18 protein-coding genes are annotated in these 21,070 nt (G+C 71.9%); 8 read left to right on the top strand and 10 right to left on the bottom strand.

What is annotated here, in order from left to right:
• Nucleotides 1–9 precede the first annotated feature (9 nt).
• Both AC3ENQ_RS06740 and AC3ENQ_RS06735 read right to left on the bottom strand, forming a co-directional pair.
• The gene (locus tag AC3ENQ_RS06740) at nucleotides 10–1,251 is read right to left on the bottom strand and encodes an AMP-binding protein (RefSeq protein ID WP_431802947.1); all 1,242 of its coding nucleotides are present in this window, start codon (nucleotides 1,249–1,251) and stop codon (nucleotides 10–12) included.
• A gap of 173 nt (nucleotides 1,252–1,424) precedes the next feature.
• On the bottom strand, nucleotides 1,425–2,336 hold the full coding sequence (locus tag AC3ENQ_RS06735) for a 1,4-dihydroxy-2-naphthoyl-CoA synthase (RefSeq protein WP_431802945.1): 912 nt from the start codon (nucleotides 2,334–2,336) through the stop codon (nucleotides 1,425–1,427).
• Between the two features lie 51 nt (nucleotides 2,337–2,387).
• Between AC3ENQ_RS06735 and AC3ENQ_RS06730 the strand changes: the two genes are divergently transcribed.
• From AC3ENQ_RS06730 to AC3ENQ_RS06720, 3 genes are all read left to right on the top strand, one after another.
• Entirely contained in the window at nucleotides 2,388–3,500 is a 1,113-nt protein-coding gene (locus AC3ENQ_RS06730; RefSeq protein ID WP_431802943.1) for a GNAT family N-acetyltransferase, read from the top strand.
• A complete protein-coding gene (locus AC3ENQ_RS06725) occupies nucleotides 3,500–3,880 on the top strand; it encodes a VOC family protein (RefSeq protein ID WP_431802941.1) in 381 nt (126 codons plus the stop codon). Before AC3ENQ_RS06730 ends, AC3ENQ_RS06725 begins: the two co-directional genes overlap by 1 nt.
• 119 nt (nucleotides 3,881–3,999) lie before the next feature.
• On the top strand, nucleotides 4,000–4,416 hold the full coding sequence (locus AC3ENQ_RS06720; RefSeq protein WP_431802939.1) for a glucose-6-phosphate dehydrogenase: 417 nt from the start codon (nucleotides 4,000–4,002) through the stop codon (nucleotides 4,414–4,416).
• A gap of 147 nt (nucleotides 4,417–4,563) precedes the next feature.
• On the opposite strand, the gene AC3ENQ_RS06715 is transcribed toward AC3ENQ_RS06720, so the two are convergent.
• Nucleotides 4,564–4,935 (bottom strand): DoxX family protein, encoded by a 372-nt coding sequence (locus AC3ENQ_RS06715; protein ID WP_431802937.1) that lies wholly within the window; start codon nucleotides 4,933–4,935, stop codon nucleotides 4,564–4,566.
• An 81-nt stretch (nucleotides 4,936–5,016) separates the two neighbouring features.
• Here AC3ENQ_RS06715 and AC3ENQ_RS06710 point away from each other — a divergent pair, with 81 nt between their 5' ends.
• Together AC3ENQ_RS06710 and AC3ENQ_RS06705 are read left to right on the top strand one after the other, a co-directional pair.
• Complete coding sequence (locus AC3ENQ_RS06710; RefSeq protein ID WP_431802935.1) at nucleotides 5,017–5,439, top strand: winged helix-turn-helix transcriptional regulator; 423 nt, start codon at nucleotides 5,017–5,019, stop codon at nucleotides 5,437–5,439.
• 8 nt (nucleotides 5,440–5,447) lie between these two features.
• Complete coding sequence (locus AC3ENQ_RS06705; RefSeq protein ID WP_431802933.1) at nucleotides 5,448–6,440, top strand: o-succinylbenzoate synthase; 993 nt, start codon at nucleotides 5,448–5,450, stop codon at nucleotides 6,438–6,440.
• Nucleotides 6,441–6,470: 30 nt separating this feature from the next.
• Here the strand turns inward: AC3ENQ_RS06705 and AC3ENQ_RS06700 are convergent, their stop codons facing one another.
• On the bottom strand, nucleotides 6,471–7,121 hold the full coding sequence (locus tag AC3ENQ_RS06700; protein WP_431802931.1) for a TetR family transcriptional regulator: 651 nt from the start codon (nucleotides 7,119–7,121) through the stop codon (nucleotides 6,471–6,473).
• A gap of 142 nt (nucleotides 7,122–7,263) precedes the next feature.
• Between AC3ENQ_RS06700 and AC3ENQ_RS06695 the strand changes: the two genes are divergently transcribed.
• Complete coding sequence (locus AC3ENQ_RS06695) at nucleotides 7,264–10,164, top strand: MMPL family transporter (RefSeq protein ID WP_431802929.1); 2,901 nt, start codon at nucleotides 7,264–7,266, stop codon at nucleotides 10,162–10,164.
• Entirely contained in the window at nucleotides 10,161–12,389 is a 2,229-nt protein-coding gene (locus AC3ENQ_RS06690; protein ID WP_431802927.1) for a YhgE/Pip domain-containing protein, read from the top strand. The genes AC3ENQ_RS06695 and AC3ENQ_RS06690 overlap by 4 nt, the downstream gene beginning before the upstream one ends.
• Nucleotides 12,390–12,621: 232 nt before the next feature.
• Here AC3ENQ_RS06690 and ccsB read toward each other — a convergent pair whose 3' ends face one another.
• From ccsB to AC3ENQ_RS06665, 5 genes are all read right to left on the bottom strand, one after another.
• Entirely contained in the window at nucleotides 12,622–13,722 is a 1,101-nt protein-coding gene (gene ccsB / locus AC3ENQ_RS06685; RefSeq protein WP_431802925.1) for a c-type cytochrome biogenesis protein CcsB, read from the bottom strand.
• A gap of 33 nt (nucleotides 13,723–13,755) precedes the next feature.
• Entirely contained in the window at nucleotides 13,756–15,657 is a 1,902-nt protein-coding gene (gene resB, locus AC3ENQ_RS06680; protein WP_431802923.1) for a cytochrome c biogenesis protein ResB, read from the bottom strand.
• Complete coding sequence (locus tag AC3ENQ_RS06675) at nucleotides 15,638–16,390, bottom strand: cytochrome c biogenesis CcdA family protein (protein ID WP_431803327.1); 753 nt, start codon at nucleotides 16,388–16,390, stop codon at nucleotides 15,638–15,640. Before AC3ENQ_RS06675 ends, resB begins: the two co-directional genes overlap by 20 nt.
• 67 nt (nucleotides 16,391–16,457) lie before the next feature.
• On the bottom strand, nucleotides 16,458–17,057 hold the full coding sequence (locus AC3ENQ_RS06670) for a TlpA family protein disulfide reductase (protein WP_431803325.1): 600 nt from the start codon (nucleotides 17,055–17,057) through the stop codon (nucleotides 16,458–16,460).
• Nucleotides 17,054–17,683 carry a histidine phosphatase family protein gene (locus tag AC3ENQ_RS06665; protein WP_431802921.1) on the bottom strand — a complete coding sequence of 210 codons (630 nt, stop codon included), beginning with the start codon at nucleotides 17,681–17,683 and terminating at the stop codon, nucleotides 17,054–17,056. Before AC3ENQ_RS06665 ends, AC3ENQ_RS06670 begins: the two co-directional genes overlap by 4 nt.
• Before the next feature lie 93 nt (nucleotides 17,684–17,776).
• Here AC3ENQ_RS06665 and mgtA point away from each other — a divergent pair, with 93 nt between their 5' ends.
• On the top strand, nucleotides 17,777–20,398 hold the full coding sequence (gene mgtA, locus AC3ENQ_RS06660) for a magnesium-translocating P-type ATPase (RefSeq protein WP_431802919.1): 2,622 nt from the start codon (nucleotides 17,777–17,779) through the stop codon (nucleotides 20,396–20,398).
• Here mgtA and AC3ENQ_RS06655 read toward each other — a convergent pair.
• A complete protein-coding gene (locus tag AC3ENQ_RS06655) occupies nucleotides 20,325–20,993 on the bottom strand; it encodes a DedA family protein (RefSeq protein ID WP_431802917.1) in 669 nt (222 codons plus the stop codon). The genes mgtA and AC3ENQ_RS06655 overlap by 74 nt on opposite strands.
• Between the last annotated feature and the right edge of the window lie 77 nt (nucleotides 20,994–21,070).

The raw sequence follows: 21,070 nt of genomic DNA, 5'->3' as shown, positions 1-21,070 counted from the left end.
GGATGGTGATCAATCGGCGGTCGGGGCCTCGTCGGGGGCGGGGGTCGGGTCGGGGGCGGGGGTCGTGTCGGCGACTGGGGCCTCGTCGGCGACGAGGGCGCGGAGGGCGACGCGGTCGGGTTTTCCGCTCGGCAGGAGCGGCACCTCGTCGACCGGCACGACCGCGCGTGGCCGGGCGGGCTTGCCGAGAGCGCGCTCGACGGCGTCGCGGACGGCGTCGAGCGCGCCGGGGCGGCGGGCCGCCGCCCCCGCGGACACGACCACCGACGCCTCACCCCACCGCTCGTCGGCGACGGGGACGAGAACGGCATCGGCGAACCCGTCGAGCGAGCGGACGACCCCCTCGACCCGGTCGAGCGACACGTTGACGCCGCCCGAGACGATCACGTTGTCGAGGCGGCCCGTCACCCGGAGGCGACCGCCCTCGACGACGCCCGCGTCGCCGGTGCGATACCAGCGGGTGCCGGCGCCGTCGATCGTGAAGGCCGCGGCGGTGCGCGCCGGGTCCGGGGCGAAGTCGGCGCCGAGGTACCCGTCGGCGAGCGTCGGCCCCGACAGCTGCACCTCGCCGCCGTCGATGCGCACACCCACGCCGTCGAGCGCGATGCCGTCGTACACGCACCCTCCCGCCGTCTCACTCGATCCGTAGGTGCGGACGATGCGCGCGCCGGCCGCGGCGGCGCGCGCGGCGAGGGCGGGGTCGAGAGCCTGCCCTCCGACGAGGATCGCGGCGAACGAGGCGAGGGCGCGCGCGGCACCCGCATCGCCCGCGTCGACGGCGTCGAGCACGGTCTGCAGCTGCGCCGGCACGAGCGACGTGTAGGTCGGCACGGGATGCCCTCCGTCGCTCGAGGCCATCGCCGAGGCCGCCGCGGTGAACGCGGTCGCCGAGAAGGACCCCGACAGGATCGCGGGCTCGCGCCCGGCGACGAGCGAGCGGACGAGCACCTGCACGCCGGCGATATACCCCGCCGGAAGGGCGAGCAGCCACGCCCCCTCACCGATACGGGCGGCCGTCGCGAGCGCCGAGGCCGTCAGCGCGGACCGGCTCAGGGCGACCGACTTCGGATAGCCGGTCGACCCCGAGGTCGTGACGACGACGGCCGTCCCGGCGGGCACCTCGGCCGGCAGCGGGGCGGCTCCCGCGCCGCCCGCGCCGAGGGCGATCGCCGGCCCCGCGCCGAGCACCGCGCCGCGGAGCCCGCGCAGCACGGCGCGCGCGTCACCGGCATCCACCGCTTCGATCCTCACCCGCTCACCTCACCCCAGCCGCGCCCCGCGCCTCGCCCCGCCCCGCCCGCGCCGCGCCCGCGCCCGGCAGATCCCGCGAGACCGCCTCTTCTCGACGAGACCGCCGGAACAGAGCGCGGGTCTCGTCGAGAACACGCGGTCTCGCGGGAGGAGGCTCCGGGGAGGGGCGCATTTCAGAAGTGGTAGGGGTAGGGCGACCAGTCGGGATCGCGCTTCTCGAGGAAGGCGTCGCGGCCCTCGACCGCCTCGTCGGTGCCGTACGCGAGACGCGTCGCCTCACCGGCGAACACCTGCTGGCCGACCATCCCGTCGTCGATCGCGTTGAAGGCGAACTTCAGCATGCGGATCGCGGTGGGGCTCTTGCCGAGGATCGTCCGCGCCATCGCGACCGCCTCGCGCTCGAGCTCGGCGTGCGGCACGACGCGGTTGACCGCCCCCATCTCGTACGCCCGCTGCGCCGAGTACTCCTCGGCGAGGAAGAACACCTCGCGCGCGACCTTCTGCCCGACCTGGCGGGCCATGTACGCCGACCCGTAGCCGGCATCGAACGAGCCGACGTCGGCATCCGTCTGCTTGAAGCGGCCGTGCTCGGCCGACACGATCGACAGGTCGCAGACGATGTGCAGCGAATGCCCGCCGCCCGCCGCCCACCCCGGGATCACCGCGATGACGACCTTCGGCGTGAAGCGGATCAGCCGCTGCACCTCGAGGATGTGCAGCCGTCCGGCGCGGGCGGGGCCTTCGACGGATGCCTCGTCGTCGCTGTACTTGTAGCCGTCGCGACCGCGGATGCGCTGGTCGCCGCCGGAGCAGAACGCCCACCCGCCGTCCTTCGGGCTCGGGCCGTTGCCGGTGAGGAGCACGACGCCGATCTTCGGATCCTGCCGGGCGATGTCGAGGGCGCGGTAAAGCTCGTCGACGGTGTGCGGGCGGAAGGCGTTCCGCACCTCGGGGCGGTCGAAGGCGATCCGGGCGATGCGCCCGTCGCGCGAGACGTGGGCCGTGATGTCGGTGTAGTCATCGGCACCGGGAGCCGGGTCCCATTCGGCCGGGTCGAACAGGTCGGAGACGAAGTCGGCGGTCACCCGCCCAGCCTACGCGGCACGCTGTCGGATGCCGCCGCTACAGTCGGAGGCATGGGCACCGGCGTACAGATCCGCCCGCTCGCGCGCGAGGAGATCGAGTCGAGCGGGTTCTGGCCGCTGCTGTGGGAGGCCGCGGGGGTCGACGCCGACGCGCTCATGTGGATCCGCGACGTGGAACTGCCGAAGCTCACGGTGATCGGCGCGGTCGACGGGTCCCCCACCGGCGACCCCGCAGCAGGCCCCGATCACGCCGACACGGACCCGCGCGCCGCCCTCGGCTTCGCCGCCTACGAGGTGCACCCGAGCCACATCGAGCTGCGCTACATCGCCGTGGACGACGCCGCCCGCGGGCGGCGCATCGGCACACAGCTCGTCGACGCGACCCGCCACGCCGACACGACGCTCCCCCTGCTCGCCGAGACCGATGACGACGCCGTCGGCTTCTACCGCGCCCTCGGGTTCGACGTCGTGCCCGCCCCGCGCGACCAGCGCTGGCCCGAGCGGCAGCGGTATGCCTGCACGCTTCCGGCGCTCGGCGACCCCGTCGACCTCACCCTCGACACGTACCGCACGCACGCCCTGGACTACCTCGCGCGCACCGAGACGCGGCCCTCTCCCCTCGTCGACGCGCTCCTTTCGGTCGCCGTCCCCTCCGCGGGGTCCGCGGTGCGGGTGCTCGAGCTCGGCTCGGGTCCGGGGCGCGATGCCGACGCGCTCGAGGCCGCCGGCTGCGTCGTGGATCGGACGGATGCCGCGGCATCCTTTCTCGCCCTGCAGCATGCGGCCGGGCACCGTGCGCGCCTGCTCGATGTGCGGGCGCCCGACTTCCGCGCCGCGCCGACCGACCCGCCGTACGACGCCGTCTTCGCAAGTGCCGTGCTGCTGCACATCGACCGTGACGAGCTGCCGGACGTGCTGGCGACCGCCCGCCGCGCGACGCGCCCCGGCGGGGTGATCGCGGCGTCGTTCCAGACGGGCGACGGTGAGGAGTGGTCGCTGCGCAAGCTCGATGCCCCGCGCCGATTCGTGTACTGGCGAGAGGGTCCGCTCGCGGCGGCGTTCGTCGCGGCGGGGTGGGATGCCGTCGACGTCCGCGCCGCATCGGCGCGCACCTCCTCCCAGCAGTGGATCATGGTGACGGCGCACAACCCGGAGGTGGCCTGATGCTCGTCGTCGGCTCGATCGTCATCCGCGTCACCGACCTCGCCGCTCAGCTCGCGTTCTGGACGCGCGCGCTCGACTACGTGCCGCGCGAGCCCGTCGCGGACGATTTCGCGGTGCTGTCCCCCCGGTCGGGGCCGGGGGTGAGCGTGTCGCTCGACGTCGTGCCGTCGCCGCGCATGCTGCCGCCGCGCATCCACCTGGACCTGTATGCGGAGGACCAGGATGCCGAGGTCGCACGACTCGAGGCCCTCGGCGCCGAGCGAGTGCACTGGGACAAGCGCCCGGTCGACGCCGACTACGTGATCATGCAGGACCCGGAGGGGAACCGCTTCTGCGTCGTCGACGCCGACGGGTGGTCGGGGTGGGCCGCCAGGGAGTGAGACGGGCGCCGGGACCTCCTCGGGCGTCGACCTCCTCGGACGTCGCGCATGGGACAATGGAGGACGGCGGCGTCCACCCCCGAAGGACGGCGCTGAGCACCCACGACGGAAGGCGCATCGTGCAGATCAGGAACTCTTCAGACTGGCGCGACGCCCTCCCCTTCGAGCTCCCCGTGCCCGCGGCCGAGGTGCTGCCGGGCGAACCGACCCGGTGCGCCGGGTGCGGCGCCGAGGGCGAGCCGTGGCCGCGTGAGGCGCTCTGGGTCGTGAAGCACCGGCATCCGAACAACCCCGCCGGATTCGTGCGCTACTACTGCGCCGACCACAAGCCGACGCCGAAGCTCGCGCCGGCCCCGTCGCTGAACGAGCGCGCGCGCCGGTCCGCGCCGCGCGCCGCGTCGTCGCAGCGCGCGGGCTCGCAGCGCAAGCCCGCGGCGCCGACGATCCCCGAGCGCGTCGCCGCGCTCTGCCCCGATTGCTTCGTCGAGGTGCCCCCGTCCGGCATCTGCGGGATGTGCGGCCAACCCATCACCTGACCCCCTCCCCTCCCCCCCTTCCTCCCCCCTCGACTGGCCGCGAGACTGCATCTGCGAGTCGAAACTGTGGTCAGTGACCGCTGTCTCGACCCGCAGATGCAGTCTCGCGGGTAGGGGGTGGGGGTGGGGTAAGGGGAAGGTGGGGGGTCAGGAGAGGACGACGAGGAAACCGAGGACGGCGCTTGCGACCGCGAGCATCGCCAGCAGCAGCGAGGGGCCGGGCTTCTCGCCGCGACGGATGTGCACGACGACCGCGCCGATCATGAGGATCGCGAGGCCGACGGCGGCGATCGGCGTGAGGATCGGGGCGATGCCCGTGGCCAGCGGCAGGATGAGGCCGAGCGCTCCGAGGAACTCGGCGATGCCGATCAGGCGGATCTGGACGGGCGAGAAGTCCTCGGTCCAGGCCATCTTCGGGTCGGCGGCGAGTTGCTCCTTCGAACGGAGGGCCTTCGTGAGGCCGGCGCCCAGCATGAGGAGGGCGAGGATGATGTTGACGATCCAGAGTGCGATGAGCACGGTCTTGCTTCTTTCTACGGTTACTGTTGGTAAGCAACCACATCATCTGTCATCTTCGCGGCGTCTACAAAAGGAACATCCATGTCACTGACCGACATCACTGTGCCGGGCCTCCCCGATGCGGCATCCGCGCGGAGTCCCTACGAGGGCAGCTGCCGGCAGGAGGGGAACGACGGCCGCGCGATCCGTGACATCCTCGACCGCATCGGCGACAAGTGGTCACTGCTCGTGATCGCGACGCTCCACGAGGGGAAGCTCCGCTTCGGCGAACTGCAGGCGCACATCCCGGGCGTCTCGCAGCGGATGCTCACTCTCACCCTCCGCCAGCTCGAACGCGACGGCATGGTCACCCGCACCGCCTACGCCGAAGTGCCGCCGCGCGTCGAGTACGAGCTGACCGAGATGGGCGAGACGCTCTTCGCCCCCTCGATCGCGATCGCGAACTGGGCCGTCGCACACCACCCCGAGATCGAGCGCGCCCGCGCCGCGTACGACGCCCGCTGAGTGCCCTCGTGAACGCGCTCCCGCCCCTGGCCGATCTTCGCGCGACGGCGCGCGTCGTCTCGCTCCCCCTCGCGACGCGCTTCCGCGGGGTGGACCACCGCGAGGCGCTCCTCTTCGAGGGTCCCGAAGGCTGGACCGAATTCTCGCCCTTCGTCGAGTACGACGACGTGGAGGCATCCGCTTGGCTCGCGGGGGCGATCGATTTCGGCTGGCGTCCGCAGCCGGCAGCGTTGCGCGAGATCGTGCCGGTCAACGCCACGGTGCCGGCGGTTCCGGGATCCGACGTGCCCGCGGTCCTCGCCCGCTATGACGGATGCCGCACGGCGAAGGTCAAGGTCGCCGAACGCGGCCAGACGCTCGCCGACGACGTCGCGCGCGTGCGTGCGGTGCGCGAGACGATGGGCGCGGAGGGGCGCGTACGCCTCGACGCGAACGGCGGCTGGAACGTCGATGAGGCCGAGCACGCCGTGCACGCCCTCGCCGAGTTCGACCTCGAGTACCTCGAGCAGCCGTGCGCGAGCGTCGACGAGCTCGCCCAGCTGCGGGAGCGGATCGCCGACTGGGGCATCCCGATCGCGGCGGACGAGAGCGTGCGGAAGGCCACCGACCCGCTTGCCGTCGCGCGGGCGGGCGCGGCGGACATTCTCGTCGTGAAGGCGCAGCCTCTCGGCGGAATCCATCGGGCGCTCGAGATCGTCGCCGAGGCGGGGCTCCCCGCCGTCGTCTCGAGTGCGCTGGACACGAGCATCGGGCTGTCGATGGGCGTCGCGCTCGCGGCATCCCTCCCCGACCTGCCGTTCGACTGCGGGCTGGGGACGGCGTCGCTGTTCACCGCCGACGTCGCCCGCCCGTCGCTGCGACCGGCGGGCGGGGCGCTTGCGGTGGGGCGGGTGAGCCCGGATGCCGCGCTGCTCGACCGTCACGCGGCCGCGCCCGAGCGCCGGGAGTGGTGGCTCGTGCGCCTCGAACGGTGCCACGCGCTCCTCGCCGCCGGCGAGTAGCAGCCCGCGGGCGACCCCGCGGGGAGCCGATCAGCGACGGGGGGCGGCGGGTCGGTCGACGAGGACGTCGACGAGTCGCTCGAGGCGATCGTTCATGAGCTCCGTCACCTCGGCGACGGGGCGCCCCTCGAGCGTCGCGCGAATGCAGGTGTCGTCCGACACGTCGACGAGCAGTTGCGCGGCATCCGCGACAGAAAGGCGCAGCCGCAGGCCATGCGCATCGACGACGTGCTGGATGATCCCCTCGACGCGGTCGCGCACCGCACCCTGCCAGGCGAGGTACGCGTCGGCGAGACGTGGGTCGCGCATCGCCTGGGTGCGGATCTCGCTCGCGAGCCGCGGCTCCATCCGATCGCCGATCGACGCGCCCACGACATGACGGACAAGGGATGCCGTGTCGGCGAGCGCCTCGGGCGACAGGTCGCGCACCCGCACGGCCACCTCGTCGAGCTTCGCCTCGGCGAGCTGGGTGATGAGGGCGAGGAAGAGCTCGTCCTTCGACTCGAAGTTGGAGTAGAACGCGCCGCGCGTGAACCCCGCGCGTTCGCAGATCATCTCGACCGACGCGGCATCCATGCCGACCTCGGCGAACACCTCGTGCGCGGCATCGAGAAGGCGCGCACGCGTCTGCTCGCGGCGCCGACTGCCCGGTCGTGCGGTCACATCGGTCACCTCGGTCACAGCGTCTCCTTCCCGGTCATCCCGCCGGACATCTTCACACCCACTCCACAGACTTGCGGGGGGCAACGCTCTTAGGATACATCTATGTATCGGATACAGCGCTGTATCGAATCCCGCTGACCCTCGCACGACCGGAGAGCCTGTGTCCACACTCCTCTACTCGCTCGGCCGCTGGTCGTACCGTCACTCGTGGCGCGTGCTCGTCTCCTGGCTTCTCCTGGTCGCCGTGGTCGGGGGCGGTGTCGCGGTCGGCATGGCGACAGGCGCCGTCAAGGGCTTCGACAACTCCTTCTCGATCCCGGGCACCGAGGGCGAAGAGGGCCTCAAGATACTGAACCGCACGTTCCCGCAGGCGAGCGGCACGAGCGCGCAGTACGTCGTGGTCGCCGCCCCCGGCGACCGCATCGACGAGGAGCCGTACGCCGGAGCGATCGAACAGGTCGTCGGTGAGCTCGGCGACCTCGATGGCGTCCTCGCAGTGACGGATCCCTTCGACGACATGGTCACAGGCATGGTGAGCGACGACGGTCAGGCCGCCCTCATCCGACTGCAGTTCGCGGGCACGGTGACCGACGTCCCCGAGGCGACGAAGGACACGCTCCACGACATCTCCGACTCGCTGGGAGCCGCGCTCCCCGAGGGCTCGCAGGTCGTCGTCGGCGGTGACCTCTTCTCCACGTCGCTGCCGGCGCTCTCGATCGTCGAGATCGTCGGTGTGCTCGTGGCCTTGTTCGTCCTCATCGTGACATTCCGCTCGTTCGCCGTGGCGTGGTTCCCGCTCGTGAGCGCGCTCATCGGCGTCATCCTCGCGATCACGCTCATCTACGCGTCGACGGCGTTCGCGACGGTGTCGTCGACCACTCCGATGCTCGCGATCATGCTGGGCCTCGCGGTCGGCATCGACTACGCCCTCTTCATCGTCGCGCGACATCAGGACCAGGTGCGCGCGGGCGTCGATCCCGAAGAGTCCGCGGCGCGCGCGACCGGCACCGCCGGCTCGGCCGTCGTGTTCGCCGGCGTCACGGTCCTCATCGCCCTCATCGGGCTCGGCTTCGCCGGCATCCCCTTCCTCACGACGATGGGCGTCGCCGCCGCGGCGGCGGTAGCGGTCGCCGTGCTCGTGGCTGTCACCCTCACCCCCGCGCTCCTCGGATTCGCGAAGGGACGCGTCGCGGGGTGGGGCCACGGGCTCTCGCGCGGCGTGCGCATCGGTCGGCGTCGTCCTCAGGCGAAGGATGCCGCGGAGGCGGAAGACGACGCGACCGGCGAGAGCGACGCGGCACAGGCGACGACGAAGGTCAAGAAGACCAATCGCTGGGTGATGCTCGTGACGCGGCATCCGATCATCACGACGATCGCGGTCGTGGTGACGCTCGGGGTCGTCGCGATCCCCGCCGCGAGCCTCCAGCTCGCCCTCCCGAACGCGGGCATGCAGCCCACCTCGAGCGAGGCGCGGCAGACCTACGACCTCACCGCCGAGCACTTCGGCGCGGGTGCGAACGGCCCCCTGATCCTCACCGGCACGATCGTCACCTCGACCGATCCCCTCGGCCTCATGGCCGACCTGAAGGCTGAGGTCGAGGAGATCCCGGGCGTCAAGGAGGTCGCCCTCGCGACCCCGAACGAGACCGCCGACACCGGTCTCATCCAGGTCGTCCCCGAGACGGGGCCCGACGACCCGCGCACCGCCGACCTCGTGCGCGAGCTGCGGTCGCACCACGACGAGTGGCTCGAGAAGTACGGCGTCGACCTGAAGGTCACCGGGTTCACCGCGATCGCGATCGACATCTCCGACCGGCTCGGTGCGGCGCTGCTGCCGTTCGGCCTCTTCGTCGTGGGGCTGTCGTTCATCCTGCTGATGATCGTGTTCCGGTCGGTGTGGGTGCCGCTGAAGGCGACCCTCGGATACCTGCTGTCGATCCTCGCCGCCTTCGGCGTGGTCGCGGCGGTCTTCGAGTGGGGATGGTTCGCCGACGCGCTGCACGTGACCCGCACCGGACCCGTCATCAGCTTCATGCCGATCATCCTCATGGGCGTCCTGTTCGGCCTCGCGATGGACTACGAGGTGTTCCTCGTGTCGCGCATGCGCGAGGACTTCGTGCATGCCCGCCGCGCCCGCCGGGGCCGCGCCGACGCGCACACCGCCGTCGGAGCCGTCCGCAGCGGCTTCACCGCGTCGGCCCGGGTGGTGACCGCCGCCGCCGTCATCATGTTCGCCGTCTTCGCGGCCTTCGTCCCGGAAGGCGACGTCAACATCAAACCGATCGCGCTCGGGCTTGCGGCGGGCATCGCGATCGACGCCTTCCTCGTGCGCATGACGCTGGGCCCGGCGATCATGGCGCTGCTCGGAGACAAGGCGTGGTGGATGCCGCGTTGGCTCGACCGGGTGCTCCCGCACTTCGACATCGAGGGCGAGGCCGTCGAGCGCGAACTGGCCCTCGCCGACTGGCCCGAGCCCGACTGCCGCGCACCGCTCGTCGGCGACGGCGTCGGCGTGCGCGTCGACGGCGGCCGGGGGGTCGGCGAGGTGAAGCTCTTCTCCGGCGCGACCTTCCGCGCCGAGCAGGGCGACACCCTCCTCGCGACCTCGTCCGATCCGCGCGCGGGGCGCGCCTTCGTCCTCATGATCGCCGGCCGCATCGAGCCGAGCGAGGGTCGCCTGCGCGTCGCGGGGCACCTGCTGCCCGGCCGCGGAGCGTGGGTGCGCGCCCACGTGGGGGTGGCCCTGCTCGACGGCGCCGCCGATCCGCTCCGTGAGCTGCGCCGCGCGCTCGCCGGTGGCACGACGCTCGTCGCGATCGACGGGCTCGACACCCTCACCGGCGCCGACCGCGACCAGGCGGCCGCGCTCCTGCGCGACGCCGCGGCATCCATCGCCGACCGGAACGCGGACGACGACCTCCGTCTCACGGTCGTCGCCTCGGCGCGACACGACGGCCCCGCGCTCAGCCTCTTCTACGATGCGCACCGCCGGAGCGTCACCGCTCTGGCGCTCTCGCCCCTCCCCTCTTCCGCCTCTTCCACTCCGCAGGTGATGTCATGACCCTCTCCCTCGAACGCGCCCGCTCGCGCCGCCCGATCACGTGGCTGACGCTGATCGGGGTGCTGCTTCTCCCCGTCGTCATCGGCGGCATCCTCGTCGCCGCGCTCTACAACCCCGTCGAGCGCCTCGACGGCATGCGCGCCGCGATCGTCAACAACGACGAGCCGGTCACGATCGACGGCCAGTACGTGCCGCTCGGCCGACAGCTCGCCGCGGGGCTCGTCGAGGGCTCCGACGACCTTCCCTCGAACCTCGACTGGACGATCTCCAACACGGAGGATGCCGCGGACGGCCTCGCCGACGGCACCTACGACGCCGTGATCACGATCCCCGCGAACTTCTCCGCCGCCGCGACCTCGACCGCGGGCGCGTCGGACGGCTCGGGCGGGACGCCGGTGCGCGCGACGATCTCCGCGCAGACCTCGCCCGACAGCCGCATCGTCGACGACGCGATCACCTCTCAGGTCGCGTCGGCGGCGGCATCCGTGCTGGGTCAGAACCTGTCGAGCGTCTACCTCGAGAACGTGTTCCTCGGGTTCACGACGCTCGGTGAGAAGCTCGGCGAGGCCGCCGACGGCGCCCATCAGCTCGCCGACGGCGCCGACACTGCCGGAGCGGGCGCGGTGTCGCTCGCCGACGGCGTGCGCCAGCTCGCCGACGGAGCGGGTCAGGCCTCGACCGGCGCCCAGCAGCTCGCCGATGGCGCGCAGCAGGTCGCGGGCGGAGCAGCCGACCTGTCGACGGGGCTCGGTACGCTCTCCACGGGCGCGACCCAGTACGCCGCGGGCGTGCAGACCTACGCCGCCGGCGCGCACGCGTCCGCGGACGGGCTCGCGACGCTCTCGTACAACGCGAATCTGCTCGTCGAGCCGAGCAGTCAGCTGGCGACCGGCATCCAGCAGCTCGCCGACGCCGCTCAGGGCATCAGCGTCCCGCAGGACGTCATCGATGCCGCGAACGGAGTCGCCGAGAACAGCGAAGCGCTGCGGGCGGATGCCGAGGCCCGCGTCGCCTCGCTGCGTCAGCTCGCGACCGACTGCACGACAGCCGGATACCCCGCCGACTTCTGCGCGCAGGTGAGTGCCGCAGCGGATGCCGCGGAGGCCGCCCTCCCCACCGTCGACGGCATCCTCGCCAATTCGCAGCAGATCGCGAGTGGCCTCGGCCAGATCAACGAGCTCCCCGCGGCGACCGCGCAGCTCGCCCAGGGTGCGGCGGGTCTGTCGCAGGGCATCGCCGGGATCGCGGGCGGCCTGGGGAAGTCGGCGGCGGGCGCGGCGGGTCTCGCCACCGGAGCCGACGGTCTCGCGACCGGTGCGCAGGGCATCGCGACGGGGGCGGCGCAGTCTGCGGCCGGGGCCGCACAGCTCTCGACGGGCGCGTCGGGCGTCGCTTCGGGCGCGGCTCAGTCCGCCGCCGGCGCCGCGCAGCTGGCGTCGGGGGCCTCGGATGCCGCCGACGGCGCCGACGGGCTCGCGGGAGGCGTCGGCGATCTCGCCACCGGCACCTCGACGCTCGCCGACGGGCTCACCGAGGCATCCGGCGCCATCCCTTCGTACACCGATCAGCAGGCGAAGAACCTCGCCGCGGTCGTGACCGACCCGGTCGAGGCGGAGGGGACCTCGACGAACATCTTCGGGGCATCCGCGATCCCGCTGCTCGCGACCCTCGCGTTGTGGTTCGGTGCGCTCGGCTCGTTCATCGCCCTGCAGGCCGTGCCACGGCACGCGCTGAGCTCGCGCCGCCCGTCGGTGCTCCTCGCGCTCCGGAGCCTCGCCCCCGCCGCCGCGATCGGCGCGGCACAGGGCCTGCTCGTCGCGGTCGTCGTGCAGCTGGCCGCCGGATACGACGCCGGACAGTGGTGGACGTTCGCGGGCATCGCCGTCGTCGCGGGCATCGCGTTCGCGGCGGTCAACCAGGCGCTCGTCGCGGTATTCGGCGGCGCGGGCCGCTGGATCTCGGCGCTCATCGGGGTGCTCGCCGTCGCGACCGGCGTCGTCTCGACGGTGCCAGGCGTGCTCACGACGATCGCCTCGCTCATGCCGACGACGCCCGCCTACCAGGCGATGCTCGCCGCGCTCACGGCGGCGGGGGGCCTCGGCGCCGCGCTCGTCGGGATGATCGTCTGGGCCGCGCTGGCGTTCGTCGCGACGGTGATCGCCGTCGCCCGCCGTCGCACCGCGAAGGCGAGCCTGCTGCTCGAGGCATCCCCCGCCCTCGCCTGAGGCGTGCGGCGGCCGGTCCGTCGCGGGGGCTGGTCCGTCGCGGGGGCCGGTCCGTCGCGGGGGCTGGTCGACAGCGTGAGGTCGCCCAGCCGTCTCGGGCGCCAGTTTCCTGCACCGGCGCCAGAAACATGTAGCGCCCGAACAGGAAAGGAGCGCCGGAACAGCGACGCGACGCCCAGGGGCGGCGTCACCCACGCCGGCCGGATGCCTCAGGCCACGCCGGCCGGATGCCTCAGCTCAGGCCGCTGTAGACGTGCAGCCCCTTGAAGAACATGTTCACGATCGTGAAGTTGAACATCACGGCGGCGAAGCCGATGATCGACAGCCACGCCGAGCGCGTGCCGCGCCAGCCGCGGGTCGCGCGCGCGTGGATGTATCCGGCGTAGAGCACCCAGATGACGAAGGTCCACACTTCCTTGGTGTCGAAGCCCCAGTAGCGTCCCCACGCGTCGTTGGCCCAGATGGATCCCGCGATGAGCGTGAACGTCCAGAAGATGAAGCCGATGATCGCGAAGCGGTAGGCGAGCGACTCGAGCGCGTCGGCCGAGGGCAGCGTCCGCAAGAAGCGCGGGCCGCTCTTGATGGCAGGATTCGCGCCCGGCACACCGGCACCCGTGTCCGCGAGCGCTGCATAGCCGGATGCCTCATCGGCGGCGACCGCGAGGCGCTCGCGGCGCTGCTGCAGCAGCTGGAGGACCGACAGGGCGAACGCGAGCGCGAACAGCGCCGTCGACAGCGAGGCGACGAAGACATGGATGACGAGCCAGACGCTCTTGAGCGAGTCCTGCAGCGGCACGATCTCGGTGTAGAACCAGATCGCGGTGCTGCCGAGGAGCACGACGACGAGACCCGTGATGAACGTGCCGAGGAAGCGCAGGTCGTAGCGCAGCAGCACGAGGAGGTACACCACGACGATGAGCATCGTGCCGGTGAGGGCGAACTCGTACATGTTCGACCACGGCACGCGGTGCGCCGCGATGCCGCGCGTCACGTCCGCGCCGATGTGGAACAGGAGGCCGAGAACAGTGAGCGACGTGCCGATGCGCGCCCAGACGTACCGGGGGCGTGCGGCGGGACGCGCTTCGACCGCGACGAGCGCGGCATCCTCCTCGGCGCGGACCTCGGCGACAGCCGATCCGGAACCGGCCGCCCCGGTGCTCACCAGCTGGCGCGCGGGCACGGCATCCTTCGCCGCATCCTTCACCTTCAGGGCCAGGTCGGACCGGCGCGCCAGATCGACGGCGTACGCGACGAACGCGAGCGCGTAGATGGCGATCGCGGTCCAGACGAGGACGACCGAGACGCTGTCGAGCGAGAGGGCGGATTCGGGCATGGTGTCCAGTCTACGTTCGGGGTGGCGCGGGAATCAGGGGGTGGTCTCGGAACGCGAGGAAGGGGCGCGCGAGGAAGGGGCGCGCGAGGGCGAGGGCGAGGAGGCTGCAGCCACGCTCACCGACGCGGCGACGACGGATGCCTCGGAACGCCCTTCGGCGTCGAGGGCCGCGCCGTGCTCGCGCGCCGCCTGCGCGACCGCGACGGCGATCGCCGGGTCTTCACCGCGCGCGAGGCCCGCGTACTCGATCGCGAGCCCGCCGTCGGCCGTCGGCGTCGCCTTCACCCAGAGCCGCCGGCGCGGGATGAACAGTGCCGCGAGAAGCCCCGCGAGACCGATGACGGCGAACGCGAGCACCCACGGCGCCCCGACGTCGCGATGCACCGACAGCGAGACGTACCGCTTGACGGACTCGGCGCCGCCGTTCGCCTGGTTGTCCTCGAAGGTCACGGTTCCGAGCCCGTCGGGCAGGTCGACGGTCTGGCCGGGAGTCAGCTCGAGCGACGCGACGTCGATGGAGCGGCCGGTGAGCTGCGTCATCCCGTCGGTGTCGAGCTCGTAGACGTTCCGGGGGGTGCCGTCGTCGATGCCGAGATCGCCGGTGTACACGTCGAGCGTGAGGACGGGGTTCACCAACGCCGGGTAGATGGAGGTCAGCGCCCCCGATTCCTTGCGCGCGGCGAGCGGGTAGAAGAAGCCGACGAGCCCCATCTGCTCACGCGCACCGTCCTGCTCGGTGATGCCGTCGGCGACCTTGACGACGCCGAGCGAGGTCATGTTGTTGTCTTGCGGCAGGAACTCCACGTCGTCGCGGAAGACGATGTCGCCGGCAGCGTTTCGCACCGTGATGGTCGGGGCGTAGCCGTTGCCCATCAGGTAGATGCGGTCGCCGGCCATGTCGAGCGGGTGGTTGACGCGCACCTCCTGCTGCTCGGGCTCCTCGCCCGGCCGCTGCGTCGTGACGTGCGCGACGAAGTCGCCCGCCATCCCCTGGCCGGGCTGGCCGACCGGGACGTAGGTCAGGTCGAAGCGGTCGAGGGTCATCGAGTACGGGGCGAGGTTCTCGGTGTCGACGAAGCGCCCCGGATTGAAGGTCGTGTAGCCGCCGATGCCGAGCGAGTTCACGAAGCTGTCGCCCTCGACGAGGACGGTCTGGCCCGTGTACGTGAGCCCCCCACCGATGCCCGCGGAGAGGAGAACGCCCACGAGAGCCGCGTGGAAGACGAGGTTGCCGGTCTCGCGGGCGTAGCCGCGCTCGGCCGACACCGACGCGACGCCGGGGCGCGTGCCCGATCCGGCACGGTCGTAGCGCTCGACGCGGTAGCCGGCCTTCTTCAGCTGCGCTTGGGCGACGTCGACGGCGTGGGATGCCTCCGCATCGGCATCCGCCCCTTCGGGCAGCACGCGCAGCGCCTCGGCGTGGTCGTCGAGGCGGGACAGGCGTGCGGGCGTGCGGGGCGGCCGGGCGCGCAGGGCCTTCCAGTGGTGCTTCGTGCGCGGGATGACGCAGCCGATGAGCGAGATGAACAGCAGGATGTAGATCGCCGAGAACCACACCGACGAGTAGACGTCGAACAGCTGCAGCTTGTCGTAGACGTCGTAGAGCCCGGGATTCTCGCGCTGGAACGCGATGACGCCGTTCGGGTCGGCGGTGCGCTGCGGCACGATCGACCCGGGGATCGCGGCGATCGCGAGCAGGAGGAGCAGCACGAGCGCCGTGCGCATGCTCGTGAGCTGCCGCCAGCCCCAGCGGAGCCACCCGACGAGCCCGAGCTTCGGCTGCGTGATGTCGCCGCCGTCACCCCGCCCCTGGGTGGCGGATGCCGGCCCGTCGGCGTGATCGGCAGGGCGCAGCGGGTCGGATGCCGCAGACGCGCCGGCGTCGGCGGCATCCGTCACGTCGCCGTCCGTCAGATCAGAGCGGGAGTTCGACACCGCCGACCACCCCCTGGAGCTGAGCCATGATCTCGGTCCAGACGCCCGTCACCATGAGGAGTCCGAGGATGACGAGGAGCACCCCGCCGATGAGGTTCACCGTGCGGATATGCCGGCGGAGGAAGGCGACCGACCGTGTCGCCCAGCCGAACCCGACCGCGAGCAGGATGAACGGGATGCCGAGACCGAGCGAGTACGCGACGGCGAGGAGCACCGCGCGGCCGGGGTCGGCCCCGGTGATCGAGAGCGAGAGGATCGTCGCGTAGGTCGGGCCGATGCACGGCGCCCACCCGATGCCCATGGCGATGCCGAGCAGCGGCGCGCCGACGAGCCCCAGGCCGCTGCGCACCTCGGGCTTGACGGTGCGCTGCGCGAACCCGAACACCCCGAGGAAGACGAGGCCCATAGCGATCACGACGACGCCGAGGATGCGCGTCAGGATGTCCTGGTACTCGATGAAGAAGCGGCCGACCGTGCCCGCGAGGACCCCGATCGAGACGAACACGAGCGTGAACCCGGCGATGAACAGGACGACGCCGAGCAGGAGCCGCGCGCGCGGCGGGGCGGGGTTCTCCGCCGTCTGCACCGTGCTCCGCGCAGAGTCCGGGGATGCCTGCGCGGCCCGGGGCGATCTGCGGGTCTCGCGCGCCGATGCGCCCCCCAGAAATCCGAGGTAGCCGGGCACGAGCGGCAGGACGCACGGCGAGAGGAACGAGATGAGTCCGGCGAGCATCGCGACGGGGACCGCGAGCCACAGCGCCCCGTCGAAGACGATCGATCCCGGGTTCACCGCGCGTTCCTCACGAGCTCTCGTCGAGCACGTCGTTCACGATCGTCTCGAGAATCGAGCCGCTCTGCACCTGACCGATGAAGCGCGCGGCGACGCGGCCCTCACGGTCGAGGACGAGGGTCGTCGGGGTCGCCTGGACGCTCGTCCAGTCGGCGAAGGCGAGCTTGAGGTCGGCGTCCTTGCGCGCGAGCAGCGACGGATACGTGATGCCGTACGTCTGCTCGAACGCGGTCGCCTGCTCGGGGCTGTCGTAGATGTTGACGCCGAGGAAGTTCGCGCCGGCCGGGGCGGTCGCCTGGTGCGCGCCCTCGAGCGTCGACGCCTCGGCGCGGCACGGCCCGCACGCGGCGTACCAGAAGTTCAGCACCAGCACCTCGCCGGCGTAGTCGTCGCTCGAGATCGTGGAGCCGTCGATCGCGGTGCCCGTGAAGGCGACCGCGTCGGTGCGCTCGCCCTCGGGGATCTCCTGCACCCGGCCGTCGCCGGAGATGAAGCCCTGACCGTCGCCCTGCTCGTACTGCTTGACGAGGTCGTCGTTCGCGCCCGTGCACGCGGCGAGCGAGAGGGCGAGCACGGCCACGCCCACGGATGCCAGGATCTTGCGCATCAGACTGCCCCCACGTCCACGGCATCCGCCGTCGCGGCGGGCTCGGCGTAGGCGACCTCGCGCCATGCGTCGCCGTCGCGCTCGAAGCTCGTGACACTCGACAGCGCGCACCGACGCGCGCGCGGGTCGTGCTTCAGCTTCTCGCCCGCGACGGAGAGGTGGGTGATCCAGATGGGGAGCTGGTGGCTGACCATGACGACATCGCCGCCGTCGGCTTCGTCCCAGGCCTCGCGCATCGCGGCATCCATGCGGGCGACGACGTCGGTGTACGGCTCACCCCAGCTGGGTCGCGCCGGGGCACGCAGGTGCCGCCAGTTGAGCGGATTCGCGAGCGCGCGGCGCATGCGGGTGCCCTCGAAGACGTTCGTCGGCTCGACGATGCGCTCGTCGATCACCGGGTCGAGGCCGAAGATCTCGGTGAACGGCTCGGCCGATTCCCGGGCGCGCTGGAGCGGCGAGGCGTACAGCGCACCGACCGGTCGGCCGAGGCCGTGCACGTACTCGGCGGCCGCGCGGGCCATGCGTCGCCCGTCGTCGCTCAGCCGATAGCCCGGGAGTCGCCCGTACAGCACACGCTGGGGGTTGTAGACCTCCCCATGGCGCACGAGATGAAGGCGATCGGCGGGCACCCGCCCAGTCTACGGGCGCCGGAACTATGGGCGGGCTGGGAGAGCGCCGAGCGGCGACGCCCGCCGGCGTCGCCGCGAGCGCATAATGGCGACGTGAGCAGCGTGCCCGAGCGGTACTGGGCGGTCCCCGCCGACGATCTGGCCCGCGATCTGGGGTCGACCGCCGCGGGCCTGAGTTCCGACGCCGCGGCCGCCGCGCTCCCCGCGACGCGCGCCCGGGCGCTCGAGAGCCGCCGCCGCGCGAGCGCCGCGCGCCTGCTCGCACGGCAGTTCACGAGTCCGATCATCCTGATCCTCATCGCCGCGACCGTGATCTCCGGCGTCCTCGGCGACGTGACGGATGCCGTCATCATCCTCGTCATCGTGCTGCTGTCGGGCATGCTCGACTTCGCGCAGGAGCGAGGCGCGTCGGGCGCGATGGAGAAGCTCCTCGCCACCGTGCGGCTGACCGCGTCGGTGCGGCGCGACGGAGCGGTCGTCGAGGTGCCGTTCGACGAGGTCGTGCCGGGCGACGTCATCGGGCTCTCCGGCGGCGACGTCGTGCCCGCCGATGCCGTCGTGCTCGAAACGCACGACCTCGAGCTCGACCAGTCGAGCCTCACCGGCGAGACGTTCCCCGCGGCGAAGTCAGCCGGCACGAGCGCGCCCGACGCGCCCCTGGCCGACCGCGACAACGTCGTCTATCTCGGAACGCACGTCGCGAGCGGCAGCGGCACGGCGCTCGTGGTGAAGACGGGGCGTGACACGCAGTTCGGCGACGTCGCGATGGCCCTGCACGAGAAGCCGCGACCCACAGGATTCGAACGGGGAATGACCCGGTTCGGGCTGCTCCTTGCTCGGGTCATGGTCGTCCTCGTCGTCGTCATCTTCGTCCTGAACCTCGTGCTGCAACGTCCCTTCATCGACTCGGCCCTCTTCTCGCTGTCGCTCGCCGTCGGTCTGACCCCTCAGCTGCTGCCCGCGATCGTGGGCATCTCGCTCTCGCGCGGCGCCCGCGAGATCGCGAAGCACCGCGTCATCGTGAAGCGCCTGAACGCGATCGAGGACTTCGGCGCCATGTCAGTGCTGTGCACCGACAAGACCGGAACGATGACGCAGGGGTCGATCCGGCTGCACGCGGCGCTCGCGATCGACGGCACGCCGGATGCCGCGCTCCTGCGCCCCGCGGGTCTCAACGCGACCCTGCAGCAGGGGCTGCGGAACCCGCTCGACACGGCGATCGCACAGGCCGTCGCCGGCCTCGACCTCGGCGGCGCGAGGCTCGTCGACGAGGTGCCGTACGACTTCGATCGCAAATGCCTGTCGGTGCTCGTCGACGAACCCGGCGATGCGGGTGCGCGCCGCGCCACCCTCATCACGAAGGGCGCCGTCGACCCGGTGCTCGCGGTGTGCACGCACGCACGCCGACCCGACGGCACCGTCGCGCCGATCAGCGACGTGCGCGCCGAAGTCGAGAGCGTCGTCGATGCGCAGAGCGCGCAGGGCATGCGGGTGCTCGCGCTCGCGACGCGCGACATGCCCGCCGAGCGCGATGCGCGGGGCGAGGATGCCGTCGGCGTCGCCGACGAGCAGGATGAGACCCTCGAGGGACTCCTGGTGTTCGCTGACCCGGTGAAGGCGGATGCGGCATCCACCATCGCGGACTTCGCTGCGGCGGGCGTCAGCGTCCGGATGATCACGGGCGACGCGCGGCCCGCCGCCGTGCACACCGCCGCGCTCCTCGGGCTCGACACCGCCGGCATGCTCACCGGCGCGCAGATCGACGCGCTCGACGACGCCGCGCTCGGTCGCGCCGCCGCGGACGCGGAGGTGTTCTGCGAGACGAGCCCCCGTCACAAAGAGCGGATCGTGCGGGCGATCTCGGCATCGGGGGCGACCGTCGGATACGTCGGCGACGGCATCAATGACGCTCCGGCGCTGCGCGCGGCGGACGTCGGGATCTCGGTGCGCGGCGCGGCCGACGTCGCGGCGGATGCGGCATCCCTCGTCATGCTCGAGAACGATCTCGGGGCGCTCCTCGACGGCATGCGCCAGGGCCGGCGCACGTTCGCGAACACGATGAAGTACATCTTCATGACGACGAGCGCGAACTTCGGGAACATGATCTCGATGGCGATCGCATCGGTGACGCTCCCCTTCCTGCCGCTGCTCGCGAGCCAGATCCTCCTGATCAACCTGCTCACCGACCTGCCCGCTACCGCGATCGCCGCCGACCGGGTCGACCCCGACCAGATCGCGCGGCCACAGCAGTGGGACATGCGTCTCATCCGCGACTACATGATCGTGTTCGGTCTCGTGAGCTCGGCGTTCGACCTCCTCACCTTCGCGGTACTGAGGTTCGGGTTCGGCGCGGGCGAGCACGAGTTCCAGACGGCGTGGTTCTTGGGCTCGATCCTCACCGAGGTTCTCGTGCTGTTCGTGCTGCGCACCCGAGGACCTGCGTGGCGGAGCCGCCCCGCGGGCGTGCTGGAGTGGCTGAGCGCGGCGGTGATCGCGGTGACGTTCGTCCTCGTGCTCACGCCGATCGGCGCGCTCGTGCACCTCGTGCCGCTGTCGACGGAGCTGATCGTGCTGATCGTCGCGATCGCCGTCCTGTACTGCCTCGCGACCGAGGCGACGAAGGTCGTGTTCTGGCGCCGCGTCAGTCGGTCGCGGGGTTCTGCGCCGACCGCGCCGCGCGCCCGCCGCGCAGCTGACGCACCCGCGTCACGGTGAACCAGACGAGCGCGGCCGCGGCGGCGGCGATGACGATGTACTGCAGGATGCCGGCGTACTCCTCGACGATGTGCCACTGCTCCCCGAGGAAGTAGCCCGAGAGGACGAACACCGAGTTCCAGATGAGGGACCCCGCAAGGGTGAGGAGGCCGAAGCGCCAGAGCGGCATCCGGGTCACGCCGGCAGGGATCGAGATGAGGCTCCGGAAGATGGGCAGCATCCGCCCGAAGAAGACGGCCTTGCCGCCGTGCCGCTGGAACCAGGCGACGGTGCGGTCGACGTCTTCGACGTGGAGGAGCGGCGTGCGCTTCACGAGGGCACGCAGGCGCGTGATGCCGAGCGCCGCGCCCAGTCCGTAGAGGGCGAAGGCGCCGACGACAGAACCGGCGGTGGTCCAGAAGAGGGCCTCGAACAGGGTGAACGAGCCGCGGGCTGCGGCCAGGCCCGCCATCGGCAGGATGACCTCGCTCGGCAGCGGCGGGAACAGGTTCTCGAGCGCGATCGCGAGGCCGGCGCCGGGCGCCCCGATGAGCGACATGAGGCCGACGACTCCGTCGACGAGCGCGGTCAGCCAGGATCCGTCGGGAGTCGTCATGCTCTCGAGGGTAGGGGCGTGACGTTACGGGAACCTGAACGGACGCCCCGCGCCGGCCACCCACGTAGACTGGCTCC

The organism is Microbacterium sp. bgisy203 (assembly GCF_057706945.1).
The sequence above is the reverse complement of the archived record's forward strand: the minus strand, read 5'-3'. Positions and strand labels throughout refer to the sequence as shown.

Coding starts and splice junctions, on each gene's coding strand:
- AC3ENQ_RS06675 (WP_431803327.1), bottom strand. CDS start 16,390: ATGCTCGCCGGACTCATCTCGTTCCTCTCGCCGTGCGTCCTGCCGCTC.
- ccsB (WP_431802925.1), bottom strand. CDS start 13,722: ATGCCCGAATCCGCCCTCTCGCTCGACAGCGTCTCGGTCGTCCTCGTC.
- AC3ENQ_RS06730 (WP_431802943.1), top strand. CDS start 2,388: ATGGGCACCGGCGTACAGATCCGCCCGCTCGCGCGCGAGGAGATCGAG.
- AC3ENQ_RS06690 (WP_431802927.1), top strand. CDS start 10,161: ATGACCCTCTCCCTCGAACGCGCCCGCTCGCGCCGCCCGATCACGTGG.
- AC3ENQ_RS06725 (WP_431802941.1), top strand. CDS start 3,500: ATGCTCGTCGTCGGCTCGATCGTCATCCGCGTCACCGACCTCGCCGCT.
- AC3ENQ_RS06655 (WP_431802917.1), bottom strand. CDS start 20,993: ATGACGACTCCCGACGGATCCTGGCTGACCGCGCTCGTCGACGGAGTC.
- AC3ENQ_RS06710 (WP_431802935.1), top strand. CDS start 5,017: ATGTCACTGACCGACATCACTGTGCCGGGCCTCCCCGATGCGGCATCC.